This is a genomic window from Pseudomonas sp. 14P5.3.2, from assembly GCF_057799175.1.
In genome coordinates this window covers 1-14,402 of record NZ_JBYOKU010000002.1, presented here as the reverse complement: position 1 = coordinate 14,402, position 14,402 = coordinate 1, and the positions used below count along the sequence as shown (strand labels likewise).

Annotated in this window: 14 protein-coding genes; 11 read left to right on the top strand and 3 right to left on the bottom strand. The window is 62.2% G+C overall.

What is annotated here, in order from left to right:
• Positions 1 to 15 precede the first annotated feature (15 nt).
• The 3 genes from AC27VU_RS01775 to AC27VU_RS01765 are packed head-to-tail and all read left to right on the top strand — an operon-like array spanning position 16 to position 3,697.
• A complete protein-coding gene (locus AC27VU_RS01775; RefSeq protein WP_488723285.1) occupies positions 16 to 729 on the top strand; it encodes a fimbria/pilus chaperone family protein in 714 nt (237 codons plus the stop codon).
• Complete coding sequence (locus AC27VU_RS01770; protein WP_488723284.1) at positions 729 to 3,158, top strand: fimbria/pilus outer membrane usher protein; 2,430 nt, start codon at positions 729 to 731, stop codon at positions 3,156 to 3,158. The genes AC27VU_RS01775 and AC27VU_RS01770 overlap by 1 nt, the downstream gene beginning before the upstream one ends.
• A 14-nt stretch (positions 3,159 to 3,172) precedes the next feature.
• Positions 3,173 to 3,697 carry a hypothetical protein gene (locus AC27VU_RS01765; protein ID WP_488723283.1) on the top strand — a complete coding sequence of 175 codons (525 nt, stop codon included), beginning with the start codon at positions 3,173 to 3,175 and terminating at the stop codon, positions 3,695 to 3,697.
• Here AC27VU_RS01765 and AC27VU_RS01760 read toward each other — a convergent pair.
• A complete protein-coding gene (locus AC27VU_RS01760) occupies positions 3,638 to 5,116 on the bottom strand; it encodes an aminotransferase-like domain-containing protein (RefSeq protein WP_488723282.1) in 1,479 nt (492 codons plus the stop codon). The two genes, AC27VU_RS01765 and AC27VU_RS01760, sit on opposite strands and share 60 nt — an antisense overlap.
• A 179-nt stretch (positions 5,117 to 5,295) precedes the next feature.
• Between AC27VU_RS01760 and AC27VU_RS01755 the strand changes: the two genes are divergently transcribed.
• Complete coding sequence (locus tag AC27VU_RS01755) at positions 5,296 to 5,541, top strand: DUF1127 domain-containing protein (protein WP_488723281.1); 246 nt, start codon at positions 5,296 to 5,298, stop codon at positions 5,539 to 5,541.
• A gap of 117 nt (positions 5,542 to 5,658) precedes the next feature.
• On the opposite strand, the gene AC27VU_RS01750 is transcribed toward AC27VU_RS01755, so the two are convergent.
• Positions 5,659 to 6,969, bottom strand: coding sequence for an NAD(P)/FAD-dependent oxidoreductase (locus tag AC27VU_RS01750; RefSeq protein WP_488723280.1), 1,311 nt, complete (start codon positions 6,967 to 6,969; stop codon positions 5,659 to 5,661).
• Positions 6,970 to 7,116: 147 nt separating this feature from the next.
• On the opposite strand from AC27VU_RS01750, the gene AC27VU_RS01745 reads away from it, so the two are divergent.
• Complete coding sequence (locus AC27VU_RS01745) at positions 7,117 to 7,470, top strand: YkgJ family cysteine cluster protein (protein WP_488723279.1); 354 nt, start codon at positions 7,117 to 7,119, stop codon at positions 7,468 to 7,470.
• Between the two features lie 111 nt (positions 7,471 to 7,581).
• On the opposite strand, the gene AC27VU_RS01740 is transcribed toward AC27VU_RS01745, so the two are convergent.
• Positions 7,582 to 8,070 (bottom strand): Lrp/AsnC ligand binding domain-containing protein, encoded by a 489-nt coding sequence (locus AC27VU_RS01740; RefSeq protein ID WP_003177284.1) that lies wholly within the window; start codon positions 8,068 to 8,070, stop codon positions 7,582 to 7,584.
• 156 nt (positions 8,071 to 8,226) lie between these two features.
• Here AC27VU_RS01740 and dadA point away from each other — a divergent pair, with 156 nt between their 5' ends.
• From dadA to AC27VU_RS01710, 6 genes are all read left to right on the top strand, one after another.
• Complete coding sequence (gene dadA / locus AC27VU_RS01735) at positions 8,227 to 9,531, top strand: D-amino acid dehydrogenase (RefSeq protein WP_064589807.1); 1,305 nt, start codon at positions 8,227 to 8,229, stop codon at positions 9,529 to 9,531.
• Positions 9,503 to 9,856, top strand: coding sequence for a RidA family protein (locus tag AC27VU_RS01730; RefSeq protein WP_003229450.1), 354 nt, complete (start codon positions 9,503 to 9,505; stop codon positions 9,854 to 9,856). The genes dadA and AC27VU_RS01730 overlap by 29 nt, the downstream gene beginning before the upstream one ends.
• A 94-nt stretch (positions 9,857 to 9,950) precedes the next feature.
• Positions 9,951 to 11,024 (top strand): alanine racemase, encoded by a 1,074-nt coding sequence (gene alr, locus AC27VU_RS01725; protein ID WP_003229447.1) that lies wholly within the window; start codon positions 9,951 to 9,953, stop codon positions 11,022 to 11,024.
• An 88-nt stretch (positions 11,025 to 11,112) separates the two neighbouring features.
• On the top strand, positions 11,113 to 11,661 hold the full coding sequence (locus AC27VU_RS01720) for a cupin domain-containing protein (protein ID WP_003229444.1): 549 nt from the start codon (positions 11,113 to 11,115) through the stop codon (positions 11,659 to 11,661).
• 182 nt (positions 11,662 to 11,843) lie between these two features.
• Complete coding sequence (locus AC27VU_RS01715; RefSeq protein WP_400498810.1) at positions 11,844 to 12,257, top strand: c-type cytochrome; 414 nt, start codon at positions 11,844 to 11,846, stop codon at positions 12,255 to 12,257.
• A gap of 138 nt (positions 12,258 to 12,395) precedes the next feature.
• Positions 12,396 to 14,318, top strand: a complete 1,923-nt coding sequence (locus AC27VU_RS01710) for an acetyl-CoA hydrolase/transferase C-terminal domain-containing protein (protein WP_488723278.1) — start codon at positions 12,396 to 12,398, stop codon at positions 14,316 to 14,318.
• The last annotated feature ends 84 nt before the right edge of the window (positions 14,319 to 14,402 follow it).

Below are 14,402 nucleotides of genomic sequence, written 5' to 3'. Positions count from 1 at the left end.
AGCGGAACAATCCCGATGCCGATTTCAATGTGCCGTCCTGGCTTCAGGGCGCTGCCACTGTGCCTGCTCGCCGTGATTTTGATGCCCAACGCCCACGCTGCCGGAATGGTGCCGCAAACACCTGTGCTGGTGGTGGATGAAGGTCTCGGTGAGGCAACGATGAATGTCCGAAATACCGAGACCCGTCCGGCCCTGCTGCACACCACGGTGGTAAACATCGAGCCGCATGATCAGACGCTGTTGCTGTTCAGCCCGTCGGTTACCCGTGTCGAGGCCGGGGCGGTGCAGCAAGTGCGGTTCATTTTGCAGAGCGCCGAACCGTTGCAGACCGAGCGTCTGAAGCGGGTGATTTTTGAAGGGATCAATCCTCTGGCAAGTGCTGACGGCGCCCGGGTCAATCTGGGCGTGCGGCAAAACCTGCCGGTGATCCTGCGCCCCGCCGGCCTGCCGGTGGAGCGCGAGCCATGGCATCGCCTGAGCTGGTCGGCCACTGCTGAAGGCTTGCTGGTCAGTAATCCCAGTCCTTACGTCGTTCGCCTGGCGAAGGCGATTGTTCCGCTGCCGGGCACACAGGCGGTGGATCTGCCGCGCACCTGGATCCTGCCTGGCGAGCGCCTGTCTGTCGCGTTGCCCTTGAGTTCGACGGTGCGGACCATGGGCGTGCGGATTTTTCCGGCCACCACCTATGGCTTTGCGGTCGATCACTTCGATGCTCCGGTAACGCACTGATGCGCAGGCCTGCCCGTCGGGGACTGGCACTGGTGATGGTTCAGGGCGCAGGCGCAGCGCTGGCCGGCGAGGTGGTGGAGTTCGATGCGCAGCTGCTTCGCGAGCGCGGACTCGACCCCGCACTGGCTGCGTACTTCCGCCAGGCACCGCGTTTCTCTCAGGGCACGCGCCTGGTAGCACTGGAGGTCAATGGACAGCCTCGCGGCCGCGTGTTCGTGACGTTCGATGCCGAGGGCGAGCCGTGCCTGCAACCGGCCTTGCTCAAGGCTGCCGGCGTGCGCTCGCAAACCTCTGCGGCGTCGGCAGACCGACAGCTGTGCCTGACACTGCGCGAAGGTCTGCCCTCGGCCATCATTGAGTTGCATCCCGGCCAGGAACAGATCGACCTGCTGTTGCCGACCGACCTGCTGGCGTTGCCGGAGTTTCAATCGCGCAGCTTCGCCAATGGTGGTGTGGGTGGTGTGTTTAACTACGACGCGTTGCTGATGGGCAGCCGGCACGAGGGACAGCGCAGCGACTTTCGCAGCCTGGGCTCGGAGATTGGCTTGAATGCCGGCGACTGGATCCTGCGTAGCCGGCAGTCCTACACGCAACTTCCGGACAGTACGCGTTTCGAGCATCTGTATGCCTATGGCATGCACACGCTGGAAGACGCCGAAGCCAGCGTGCAGATCGGCCAGTTGAATCTGCAGTCGCCCCTGTTTGCCGGCGAATCGTTCAGCGGCGTGCAGATCCTGCCGGAAGACGCGTTCGCGCAAATGCGTGCGGCACAATGGGGTGCGCGTGGTGAGGTCGAGGGCATCGCCTGGTCGCCATCGCGGATCGAAGTCCGGCAGAACGGCGTGCCGATCTACACCACGCGAGTTCCTGCCGGGCCGTTCACCCTGCGCGCGCTGCCGTTGTTGAGCAACCAGCTCGACCTTGAGGTGAGCGTGCACGAGCAAGAAGGGCAGGTGCGGCGCTTTCGCGTCCCGGCCGCCAGCCTTCAGGATGCCCGGTTCGACCGGGCCGACACGTTCAATCTGGCGCTGGGTACTGTGCGACGCCAGGGCTCGGATGATCGCCGGGCGCCGTCGTTCGCCACCCTTGGCAAGGAATGGAGCCTGTCGCGAGCGCTGCGCATGAGTGGCGGTGTACTCGGTGGTTCGGACTACCTGTCGGCGGGGTGGGGGCTGCAGCGGCAATGGCCGGGCAATCTGACCACTGGTGTGCGCCAGCTGCTGTCCAGCGACCGGGCTACAGGCGTTGCGGGTCATCAGGTGCAAATGACCGTCAATGCCGTGCTGGCACCGAACCTGTCCACCAGCGTGGTCGCTGTGCGTCGTGGCCAGGGCTTTCGTACGCTGTCGGACACTGGCTGGAACTCGCAGCTGGGCCGGGCCGAATTGCCCGGGCGCGAGCACTGGACGTTTGCCCTCAACGGTTCCGTCGAACGCTGGGGCGCGTTCGGCATGACCTGGTCGCGTTACACCAGCTTGGATCAGCCGCCGCATATGCGCCTGGGGCTGTCGTGGTCGCAGACGCTGCCCGCGCGGATCAGTCTGTCATTGAGCCTGGAACGGGGAATCGGCGATGCCGACGTGGGGCGCCGGGGCACCTCGGCTTACCTGACGGCGGCGATGCCATTGGGCGAACAGCGCCGGGTTCGCAGCTACCTGCGCAGCGATCCACGATCCGGGGCGCGCAGTGGCGTGTCGATGAGCGAAGTGCTCAGTGAAACCCTGGCCTACAGCGCCAGTGCCGAACACCGTGAAGACGCGGCGCCGTCCCTCGGATTGCGGGTCAACGCTCTGGCGCGTTACACCCGTCTGGACCTCGGTATGAGTCAGCGGGACGAAGCGCGCGAATTCGATGTGGGCCTGCGTGGCGGCATGGCACTGCATCGCGATGGCGTCACGCTGTCGCCCTATCCGCTGCGCGAGACCTTTGGCGTGCTCAAGGCCGGCGACCGTGCGGGTCTGAAGTTGTCCACGCCGCAAGGTCCGGTGTGGACGGACGGAGCGGGCCGGGCGGTGGTGGCGAGTCTGCCGGCGTATTCGACCGCCCGGCTGGAAGTCGACCCGTTGAGCCTGCCGCGCAACGTCGAGGTGCTCGACGGTTATCAAGAAGTGGAAGCCGGGCGCGGGTCGGTGCAGCACCTGGAGTTTTCCATCACCCGCGTACGGCGCGTGCTGTTGAAGGCCAGGACGGTTGATCGGCAATGGCTGTCCAGTGGCCTGGCCGTACAGGACGGGCAAGGTGAATACGTGACCACGGTGCTTGAGGCCGGGACGATCTTTGTTTCGGACATCAAGCCTGGGCAACTGTTGCGGGTGCAGCTGTCGGACACCACGCACTGCGAGCTGCAATTCACCCTGGCCGAATCGCCTGACAAGCACGCACTGATCGAGCCTGTCGAAGCGCTCTGTCAGCCTTTGAGCAATACATGACTGAGGTTTTTCCCATGCAACGATGGATTATCCGGATCATGCTGGCATGGCTGTTGTCCGCATCCGCCATGGCCAGTGCGAGCTGCCGGATGACGCTGTCGCCGGGCGCTGTGGACTATGGCGTCTCGACGAGGGCGCAACTGCTGGCGCGGCCATCGAGTGGCGACGACGGCAGCTTCGGGGTGCGCAGGGTTCATCTGCGGATTCAATGTCCGGATGTGCGCTCGATCAGTTGGTCCTTTGCTGCCCCGAGCAGCGATGCGCTGCATTATCGCTGGGCACCGGGACGGTTGCAGGTACGCATAGTGACGGTACGTCTGGACGGCGCGCCGGTGCAGTGGCAGCGCGAGGGAGAGCGGGCGGGCGCGGCGGATTTGCTGCAGCCTGGCGATCGCATCGTGAGCTGGCGCGCGGGCAGCATCGCCACCGGTCGTCATCTCGACGTGGAGCTGGACATCGAGGCCCGCGTCAGCGATGCCTCAAGCCGTGTCGCCGACCTTCGTCGCTTCGACGGGCACGGTACGTTTCGGCTCGAATGACTCGGTTTCGGCCAGCAGTCTGCTCGCCGCTGCGCCGACCTTGCGCACCGCCTCTTCGATCTGCGGTGTCGGTTTGGCCGCGTAGTTCATCCGCAGGCAATTGCGGTATTTTCCCGAGGCGGAAAAGATGCTGCCGACGGCGATCTGTACACCTTGATCGAGCAGCGCACGGTTGAGTTTCAGCGTATCGAAACCCTCGGGCAGTTCGACCCAGAGCATGAAGCTGCCCTGCGGGCGACTGGCGCGGGTGCCGGCGGGAAAGTAGCGAGTGACCCAGTCGATCATCGCGTCGCGATTGCGCTGGTATTGCGTGCGCATCCGCCGCAAGTGCGGTTCGAAATGGCCGCCCTTGAGAAATTCGGCGATGGCGATCTGCGGCTGCGGTGCGGTGGAACCGGTGCTGATGTATTTCATGTGCAGCACCCGTTCCAGATAACGACCCGGTGCCACCCAACCGATGCGCAGGCCTGGGGCCAGGGTCTTGGAAAACGAGCTGCACAGCAGCACTCGACCTTCTTCGTCGAAGGACTTGATCGTGCGCGGACGCGGGTAGGTGTAGGCCAGCTCGCCATACACATCGTCCTCGATGATCGCCACGTCGAAACGTTGTGCCAGGTTGAGCAGGGCGCGTTTGCGCGACTCCGGCATGATGTAGCCCAGCGGGTTGTTGCAGTTGGGGGTGATCTGGATGACCTTGATCGGCCACTGCTCCAGCGCCAGTTCCAGCGCTTCGAGGCTGATACCGGTGAGCGGATCGGTGGGGATTTCCAGGGCTTTCATGCCCAGGCCTTTGAGCGTTTGCATGGCGCCGTGGAAGCTCGGCGAATCCACCGCGACGATGTCGCCCGGTTCGCAGATTGCGTGGATGCTGGTGGACAGCGCTTCGTGGCAACCGGTGGTGATCACCAGGTCGCTGGCGCTCAACTGGCAGCCGGAGTCGAGCATCAATCGAGCGATCTGTTCGCGCAGTTCGAGGGTGCCGTGAATGTTGTCGTAATACAGACCGGGCATGTCCTGGCGGCGGCTGATCCGCGCCAGTCCGCGCAGCAGCGGTTTCATGGTGGGCGTGGTCACGTCGGGCATGCCGCGCCCCAGTTGCACCACGTCCTTGCGCGGCACTGCGCGAATCAGCTCCAGCACCTGATCCCACTGCGAAATCTCCACCGGCCGCTGCGCCGGCCGCCCGACTGCGGGTAACTCCGGCAGCTCGCGACCCACCGGCACGAAGTAGCCGGACTTGGGTTTCGGTGTGGCCAGGCCGCTGTCTTCGAGCATGCGATAGGCCTGCTGCACCGTGCTGAGGCTGACCCCATGTTCTACGCTCAAGGCGCGCACCGAAGGCAGGCGATCGCCAGGACGGTAGAAGCCTTGTTCGATGCGAGTGCCGAGCAGCTCGGCGAGGTTCACATACAGGGTCATTGCACTGCCTCGATGCAGGTGATTCGTTAAACCAGTACAGATGCGGCAAAAATCGGTGATTCAGTCTCAGGAATGGCAAATCTGTATGGAGTTAATACAGAAGTGTTGAATCTGTAATGCTTTTGCCGACCCGCGCATCATGGAATCTCTGGCTACCCAAGTAAACAGGAGCGACAAAAATGAACGGCTTGAGCGATGTGCGGCTGACGTTACACAGTCAGGAACTGGAGGCAGGGCAGGAGGACAGTGCATGGAATACCGCCATGCGCAACGCGCCGTCCGGCCTGAGTCGCTGGAGCCTGTTCTGGCATCGTCTGCACACGCGCAAGGCGCTGTTGAACCTGACGCCGGAGCAGCTCAAGGATGTCGGGTTGACCCGGGAGCAGGCGCATGAAGAGGGGTTGAAGCCGTTCTGGCGGATCTGAAGGATGTGGTGCTGTTTCTGACCCCATCGCGAGCAGGCTCACTCCTACAGGGGAATACGTTCCTACTGTAGGAGTGAGCCTGCTCGCGATGAGGGCATTAAGGCTGGTGCAAAAATATCAGATCAGCTCTTTGAGCCGATGCCACAACATCCCCAGCGCCAGCAGCGGCGAACGCAAGTGCTTGCCGCCAGGAAAGGTGATGTGCGGCACCTTGGCAAACAGGTCGAAGCCACCGCTGTGCTGGCCGCTGATCGCCTCGGCGAGCAATTTGCCCGCCAGGTGCGTGGCATTCACCCCATGCCCGGAATAGGCCTGGGCGTAATACACGTTCGGCTGATCATTGAGCCGGCCGATCTGTGGCAGTCGATTGGCACCGATGCCGATCATGCCGCCCCATTGATAGTCGATCTTCACGCCTGCCAGTTGCGGGAACACTTCAAGCATCTTCGGCTGCATGTATGCGCCGATGTCTTTCGGATCGCGCCCGGAATAATGGCAGGCGCCGCCGAACAACAAGCGTCGATCCGCCGAGAGCCGGTAGTAATCCAGCGCCACGCGCTGGTCGCAGACCGCCATGTTTTGCGGCAGCAGGCTGTGCGCCAGTTCTGCGGAAAGCGGTTCGGTCGCGATGATGTAACTGCCGGCGGGCAGTACTTTGCCGCTGAGTTGTGGATTGAGGTCGTTGAGATAAGCGTTGCAGCCCAGCACCAGGGTTTTCGCCCGCACTGAACCTTGAGCGGTGTGTACGCGAACCTCGGGGCCGTAGTCGATGCGGGTGACGGCCGACTGTTCAAACAGTTTGACGCCCATTTGTTGCGCAGCAGCGGCTTCGCCCAGCGCCAGATTCAGCGGATGCAAGTGCCCGGAACCCATGTCGATCAAGCCGCCGACATAACGCTTGGAGCCAACCACGGTGTGCATTTCATCGGCTTGCAGCAGACGGGTTTCATAGCGATAGCCGAGGCTGCGCAGCTCTTCGGCGTCTTCGGCAAAGCCTTCAAGGTCGGCAGGTTTGTTGGCAAGGTCGCAGTAGCCCCAGGTCAGGTCGCACGGGATCTGGAAACGTTCGACGCGCTGGCGGACGATTTCCACCGCTTCCAGGCCCATCAGTTTCATCTGGCGTACGCCGTCGGCACCGATGACATTAGTGAACTGGTCGAGCCCGTGGCCGACCCCGCGAATCAACTGCCCGCCGTTGCGACCACTGGCGCCCCAACCGATCCGATGCGCTTCCAGCAACACTACGCTGAGGCCGCGTTCGGCCAGTTCCAGCGCGGTGTTCAACCCCGAGAAGCCGCCGCCGACCACGCACACGTCGGCAATCACTTCGCCTTGCAGCACCGGATGGTCAGGCTGCGGCAGGCTGCTGGCGGCGTAGTAAGAGGCAACGTGGGGTTGGCTCGCGAAGGTTCGGGCGCGGGCATTCATGGGCATCATCCAACGGCTGGGTGTCGAGAAAATTTGACGGAGCATAAGCCGCAGGCCCGAAGACCGGCAACACTGGTCGGCCTTTGCTGTCTGGATCACGGCTTTTGCGGCACAATTGCCGCCTATTTCATGTGGGTTACCGTTTCGATGAGTTGCAACCGCCAGACCATTCGCGACCTGCGTCAGCAGATCCCCTCGTTCGAGTGCGTGCCCGGTTGCCACGATTGCTGCGGGCCAGTGACCACTTCACCGGAAGAAATGGCCCGCCTGCCGCGCAAGACCCGCGCCGAGCAGGATGCGGCGATGGATGAGCTGAATTGTGTACACCTGGGGCCGAATGGTTGCACGGTGTATGAGGAACGGCCGCTGATTTGCCGGTTGTTCGGGACGACGAAGACGTTGCCGTGCCCGAACGGGCGGGGGCCGGTGGAGTTGATTCATCCGCGGGTTGAAAAGCAGATCTTCGAATACATGGCGGCGAATCGGCAGGTGCTGGTTTAACCGGTTCACTCGCAACCGAGCTGACGCCTTCGCGAGCAGGCTCGCTCCCACATTTGAAATGCATTCCCCCTGTGGGAGCGAGCCTGCTCGCGAATGGAGCGACGCCAATCTTCAGTCTGGAATCGGCAGGCTCAGGCTCTCTTTCACCTCTTCCATCACGATATAGCTTTTGGACTCACGCACATGCGGCAACTTCAACAGAATGTCGCCCAGCAGTTTGCGGTACGAGGCCATCTCGGAAATCCGCGCCTTCACCAGATAGTCGAAATCCCCTGACACCAAATGGCACTCCAGCACGTGCGGCAATTTCAGCACCGCGCGGCGGAACTCTTCGAACGTGTCGCCGGATTTGTAGTCGAGGCTGATCTCGACGAACACCAGCAGGCTACCCTTCAAGTGCTGCGGATTCAGGCGGGCGTTGTAGCCCATGATGATCCCCTCGCGCTCCAGCCGCCGCACCCGCTCGGTACACGGCGTGGTGGACAGCCCGACCTTTTCCCCGAGTTCGGTAAACGATATGCGCCCGTCCGCCTGCAGGATCCGCAAGATGTTGCGGTCGATCTTGTCCAGCTCACGTTTGGTCTGAGTGTTGGTACGCATAGGGGATGCGCCTCCGTGAAAAGGGTTTTTGCCGAGAATTGTCGCCAAATATAGGCGCTTATATAGTGAAATGCACTGGCCATTCTTTTTTACACTGCGCGCATCATTGCTCTAACAACAGACGTACGCGGCCCTGCCGCGATGAGGGATACAAAAATGCGCGTAATGGTCTTGGGTAGCGGCGTCATCGGTACCGCCAGTGCTTACTATCTGGCCCGTGCCGGGTTTGAAGTGGTGGTGGTCGACCGGCAGCCAGCCGTGGCCATGGAGACCAGTTTCGCCAACGCCGGCCAGGTATCGCCGGGCTACGCCTCGCCGTGGGCCGCGCCGGGCGTGCCGCTCAAGGCCATCAAGTGGCTGCTGCAGCGCCACGCGCCGCTGGCGATCAAGGCCACTGCCGACATCGACCAATACCTGTGGATGGCGCAGATGCTGCGCAACTGCACCGCCAACCGTTACGCGGTGAACAAGGAACGCATGGTGCGTCTGTCCGAGTACAGCCGCGACTGCCTCGACGAACTGCGCGCCGAAACCGGCATCGCCTACGAAGGCCGCAGCCTCGGCACCACTCAGCTGTTCCGCACTCAGGCGCAGCTCGATGGCGCCGCCAAGGACATCGCCGTCCTGAAAGAATCCGGCGTGCCGTTTGAAGTCCTCGACCGCGCCGGCATTGCCCGCGTCGAGCCGGCACTGGCCAACGTCACCGACATCCTCGCCGGCGCCCTGCGTCTGCCGAACGACCAGACCGGCGACTGCCAGATGTTCACCACGCGCCTGGCGGAAATGGCGGTGAAACTCGGGGTGGAATTCCGCTTCGGCCAGGACATCCAGCGCCTCGATTACGCCGGTGACCGCATCAACGGCGTGTGGATCGACGGCAAGCTGGAAACCGCCGACCGCTACGTGCTGGCCCTCGGCAGCTACTCGCCGCAATTGCTCAAGCCGCTGGGCATCAAGGCGCCGGTGTATCCGCTCAAGGGTTATTCGCTGACCGTGCCGATCACCAACCCGGACATGGCTCCGACTTCGACCATTCTCGACGAGACCTACAAAGTCGCGATCACCCGTTTCGACAACCGCATCCGCGTCGGCGGCATGGCGGAGATCGCCGGTTTTGACCTGTCGCTGAACCCGCGTCGGCGCGAAACCCTGGAGATGATCGTCAACGACCTTTATCCTCAGGGCGGCAATCTGGCCGAGGCGAGCTTTTGGACCGGTCTGCGTCCGACCACCCCGGACGGTACACCGATCGTTGGCGCCACGCCGTTCAAGAACCTGTTCCTCAACACCGGTCACGGCACCCTGGGTTGGACCATGGCGTGCGGTTCCGGTCGTTTGCTGGCCGATCTGATGGCGAAGAAAAAACCGCAGATCAGCGCCGAAGGCCTCGATATTTCCCGTTACGGCAACAAGCCTCAGGAGTCCGCAAAACATGGCAATCCAGCGCCAGCTCACCAATGAGCGCATGAGTCAGATCGTCAGCCACAACGGTACGGTGTATCTGGCCGGACAGGTCGGCGACGACTTCAACGCCGGGATTGAACAACAAACTCGCGAAGTCCTGGCCAATATCGAGCGCCTTCTCGATCTGGCCGGGACTGACAAGCAACATCTGCTGTCGGCGACGATCTACCTGAACGACATCGAGGCGCACTTTGCCGGGATGAATTCGGTATGGGATCAGTGGTTGCCTAAAGGCGCCGCGCCGGCCCGTGCCACCGTCGAAGCGAAGATGGCCAAGCCGAGCATCCTGGTCGAGATTTCCATCGTCGCCGCGTTGCCGTAATCGTCTCAAAGATCCCTCTCCCGGCGCTGTTGGCGGTTCACGCCGTCAGCCAGCGCCGGTTTTTCTTCCCATGACCGCCAAGAAGTCTGCTGCCATGCGTCCTGCCCGTGCCCTGATCGACCTTCAAGCCCTGCGTCACAACTACCGAATTGCCCGCGAAGTCACCGGCGCCAAGGCGCTGGCGGTGATCAAGGCGGATGCCTACGGTCACGGCGCAGTGCGTTGCGCCCAGGCCCTGGAAGCCGAGGCCGACGGGTTTGCCGTCGCCTGCATCGAAGAAGCGCTGGAGCTGCGCGCGGCCGGCATCAAGGCCCCGGTGCTGCTGCTCGAAGGCATCTTCGAAGCCGATGAACTGGCGCTGATCGTCGAGCATGATTTCTGGACCGTGGTGCACTCGCTGTGGCAGCTCGAAGCCATCGAGCAGGCGGCACTGAGCAAGCCGATCACCGTGTGGCTGAAGCTTGATTCGGGCATGCACCGCGTCGGCCTGCATCCGAAGGATTACGCGGCGGCCTATCAACGCCTGCTGGCCAGCGGCAAAGTGGCGAAGATCGTGCTGATGAGCCACTTCGCCCGCGCCGATGAACTGCATGAGCAAAGCAGCGCCGATCAGGTTGCGGTGTTTGAGGCGGCGCGTCAGGGCCTCGCCGCCGAAGTCAGCCTGCGCAACTCGCCGGCCGTGCTCGGTTGGCCGCAGATCCACAGCGACTGGGTGCGCCCGGGGATCATGCTCTACGGTGCCACGCCGTTCGAAGAAGCCAACGCCGTGGCCGAGCGCCTGCAACCGGTGATGACCCTCGAATCGAAAGTCATCTGCGTGCGCGAATTGCCCGCCGGCGAGCCGATCGGCTACGGCGCCAAATTCATCACCGACAAACCGATGCGCATCGGCGTGGTTGCCATGGGTTATGCCGATGGCTACCCGCGTCAGGCGCCGACGGGCACTCCGGTGCTGGTGGCCGGCAAACGCAGCCGGATTCTTGGCCGTGTGTCGATGGATATGCTGTGCATCGACCTCACTGATGTGCCGGAAGCCGACCTCGGTTCGACCGTCGAACTGTGGGGCAAGAACATCCTCGCCAGCGAAGTGGCGCAGTGGGCGGACACCATTCCGTACCAGATCTTCTGCAACCTGCGTCGCGTGCCAAGGCTCTATTCCGAGGGTTGACGCCGCTGCGGGGGCCAAGTGTTGTAAATACTGAACGCTGTCGCCATGATAACGCTCAATATTCTTACAACATCAGGAGGCTCCCGCCTTGGACGTCGGTGAACGACTGCAATCGATCCGCAAGCTCAAAGGGCTTTCCCAGCGTGAACTCGCCAAGCGCGCGGGCGTCACCAACAGCACCATTTCGATGATCGAAAAGAACAGCGTCAGCCCTTCGATCAGTTCGCTGAGGAAGGTTCTGGGCGGGATTCCCATGTCCATGGTCGAGTTCTTTTCCGAAGAAATCCTGCAGGAAAAACCGACTCAGATCGTCTACAAGGCCAACGAGCTGATCGACATTTCCGACGGCGCCGTGACCATGAAACTGGTCGGCCGCGCACACCCGAGCCGGGCCATCGCGTTCCTCAACGAAATCTACCCGCCGGGCGCTGATACCGGCGAAGAAATGCTCACCCATGAAGGCGAGGAAACCGGGATTCTGGTGGAAGGTCGTCTGGAATTGGTGGTGGGCCTGGAAACTTTTATTCTCGAAGCCGGCGACAGCTACTATTTTGAAAGTACCAAGCCGCATCGTTTCCGGAATCCGTTCGACGCGCCTGCGCGACTAATCAGCGCAGCCACGCCGGCAAATTTTTAACGATAGAGGCGCCAAGCCATGACGGCGAAGGCATCCGCAGAGTTTTTCCATTGCGCGGTATAACCCCTTCGACTATGGGGTTGTTTCAGTGTGGCGGGCTACCCGCTATACTTGCGCCCGCCTGCGAACCGTGGCCGCAGGCGTGAATAGCCACCATTGAGGGTGAACGCGTGAATCTAATTATGAAAATGCTGGCCGCACCAGCAACCGTACTGGCCCTCTGGGCTGTCAGCGCTCAAGCTGCGACGAATGACGACATTGCCAAACGCCTCGAGCCGGTCGGCCAGGTGTGTGTTCAGGGGCAGGAATGCAAAGGAATGGAAGTCGCTGCTTCCACTGGCGGCGGCGGTGGTGCAAAGACGCCGGACGAAGTGATTGCAAAACATTGCAACGCTTGCCACGGTACTGGCCTGCTGGGTGCACCGAAAATCGGTGACACCGCCGCCTGGAAAGACCGCGCCGATCATCAGGGCGGCCTCGATGGCATTCTCGCCAAAGCCATCACCGGGATCAATTCCATGCCGCCAAAAGGCACCTGCGCCGATTGCTCGGACGACGAGCTCAAGGGCGCGATCAAGAAGATGTCCGGCCTGTAACAAGGCGCGCTTCTGACGAAAAAAACCGTCTTCGGACGGTTTTTTTATGCCTGCGATTTACGGCTTTCGCTGTCCTTTGCAGCAAAGTCGAGGCAAGCTCGGTCTACCCCTATTCACGGAACGGGCAGGAGGCTTCAGATGGTGCAGTTGTGTTCGATCGAACAGGCAGTGGACGATGTGCTTGCACGTCTGCCGGCGCATATCCACATGGGCATGCCGCTGGGGCTGGGCAAGCCCAATCACTTCGTCAACGCGCTGTACCGGCGGATCAAGGACTTGCCCGAGCGGCAACTGACGATCTATACCGCGCTGTGCCTCGGTCGGCCGACGCTGGGTGACGGTCTGCAGAAGCGCTTCATCGAACCCTTCGTCGAGCGCGTCTTCGGCGACTACCCCGAATTCGATTTCCTTGCCGACCTGCACCGCGACAGCCTGCCCGCCAATATCCGCATCGAACAGTTTTTCATGCAGCCCGGCAGCCTGCTCAACAGCCCGCCGGCCCAGCAGGATTACGTCAGCAGCAACTACAGCCACGCCGCCCGCGATATCAATGCCGCCGGCCTCAATCTGGTGGCGCAATTGCTCGCCAGCAGCAGCGAACATCCCGATCGCCTGAGCCTGAGCTGCAACCCGGACATCACCCTCGACCTGTTGCCGATGATCGCCAAGCGCCGCGACGCCGGCGAGACCATTCTGCTGGTCGGCCAGGTGCACACCGATCTGCCGTACATGCCCGGTGATGCCGAAGTCGATATCGACACCTTCGACCTGCTGATCGACGCGAAGGACAGCAGCACGCTGTTTTCCACGCCGAACATGCCGGTGGGCTTTCAGGATCATTTCATCGGCCTGCACGCCAGCACCCTGGTGCGCGATGGCGGCACCTTGCAGATCGGCATCGGTTCGATGGGCGACGCGCTCACGGCCGCATTGCTTGCGCGGCAGGCAGATAACGCCGGTTACCAAGCGTTGCTCGATGACATCAATCTCAGTCAGTGGGCGCAACTGATCGAGCGCGAGGGCGGTACCGCGCCGTTCGCCAAAGGCCTGTATGGCTGCAGTGAAATGTTCGTCAACGGTCTGCTGGTGCTGGCCGATGCCGGGATCATCCGGCGCAAGGTCTACCCCGACGTGCACACTCAGGAGCAGGCCAACGCCGGCACTCTCGATGAGTCGGCGCAAACCGATGGCATCTCGGTGCACGGCGGCTTTTTTCTCGGCCCGCGCAGTTTCTACGAGCGCCTGCGCGAACTGCCGTTGAGCAAGCGCCTCGAATTCAACATGACCCGCATCAGCTACATCAACGAGCTGTACGGGCAGGAAGAATTGAAGCGCTTGCAACGGCTTGATGCACGGTTCATCAACACAGTGTTCACCATGACGCTGATGGGCGCGGGGGTGGCTGATCAACTGGAAGACGGGCGGGTACTCAGCGGCGTCGGCGGGCAATACAACTTCGTCGCCCAGGGCCATGCGCTGCACGATGCGCGTTCGATTCTGATCCTGCGCAGCTGGCGTGAGTCCGGCGGCGAGGTCAGTTCGAACATCGTCTGGGAATACGGGCACTGCACGATTCCACGGCACCTGCGCGACATCGTGGTCACCGAGTACGGCATCGCCGACCTGCGCGGCAAGACTGACGCGGTGGTGATCGAGTCGTTGCTGAACATCAGCGATTCACGCTTCCAGCCAGAACTGATCGAGCAGGCGCAGAAGGTCGGCAAACTGCCGCAGGATTTCCGTCTCGATCCGCGTTTCGCCGAAAACACCCCGCAACGCTTGCAGGCGATTGCCGCGAAGCATCCGAATCTGTTTCCGGAGTATCCGCTGGGCTGTGATTTCACCGCCATCGAGCGGGATTTGCTGCGGGCGCTGAACTGGCTGAAGAGCAAGTTCAAGCTGAGCGAGATATTGGAGCTGGGCAAGGCCGCGCTGGATGCGCCGGAGGCTTCGACGTTTCCCGAACACCTTGAACGTATGCAGCTGACCCACCCGGAAGGCCTGAAAGAAGACTTGTTCCAGCGCCTGCTGCTCACCGGCCTGAAGGCTACCGCGCAATAACTGCCTGACCCAAAACCAACTGTGGGAGCGGGGTTGGGGGGGGGGGGGGGGGGGGGGGGGGAAGAAGGGGGGGGGGGGAAAAAA

Excerpts from the sequence above, each read along its gene's own strand:
- AC27VU_RS01775 (WP_488723285.1), top strand. The coding sequence starts at position 16 with ATGCCGATTTCAATGTGCCGTCCTGGCTTCAGGGCGCTGCCACTGTGC.
- AC27VU_RS01770 (WP_488723284.1), top strand. The coding sequence starts at position 729 with ATGCGCAGGCCTGCCCGTCGGGGACTGGCACTGGTGATGGTTCAGGGC.
- AC27VU_RS01765 (WP_488723283.1), top strand. The coding sequence starts at position 3,173 with ATGCAACGATGGATTATCCGGATCATGCTGGCATGGCTGTTGTCCGCA.
- AC27VU_RS01760 (WP_488723282.1), bottom strand. The coding sequence starts at position 5,116 with ATGACCCTGTATGTGAACCTCGCCGAGCTGCTCGGCACTCGCATCGAA.
- AC27VU_RS01755 (WP_488723281.1), top strand. The coding sequence starts at position 5,296 with ATGAACGGCTTGAGCGATGTGCGGCTGACGTTACACAGTCAGGAACTG.
- AC27VU_RS01750 (WP_488723280.1), bottom strand. The coding sequence starts at position 6,969 with ATGAATGCCCGCGCCCGAACCTTCGCGAGCCAACCCCACGTTGCCTCT.
- AC27VU_RS01745 (WP_488723279.1), top strand. The coding sequence starts at position 7,117 with ATGAGTTGCAACCGCCAGACCATTCGCGACCTGCGTCAGCAGATCCCC.
- AC27VU_RS01740 (WP_003177284.1), bottom strand. The coding sequence starts at position 8,070 with ATGCGTACCAACACTCAGACCAAACGTGAGCTGGACAAGATCGACCGC.
- dadA (WP_064589807.1), top strand. The coding sequence starts at position 8,227 with ATGCGCGTAATGGTCTTGGGTAGCGGCGTCATCGGTACCGCCAGTGCT.
- AC27VU_RS01730 (WP_003229450.1), top strand. The coding sequence starts at position 9,503 with ATGGCAATCCAGCGCCAGCTCACCAATGAGCGCATGAGTCAGATCGTC.
- alr (WP_003229447.1), top strand. The coding sequence starts at position 9,951 with ATGCGTCCTGCCCGTGCCCTGATCGACCTTCAAGCCCTGCGTCACAAC.
- AC27VU_RS01715 (WP_400498810.1), top strand. The coding sequence starts at position 11,844 with ATGAAAATGCTGGCCGCACCAGCAACCGTACTGGCCCTCTGGGCTGTC.
- AC27VU_RS01710 (WP_488723278.1), top strand. The coding sequence starts at position 12,396 with ATGGTGCAGTTGTGTTCGATCGAACAGGCAGTGGACGATGTGCTTGCA.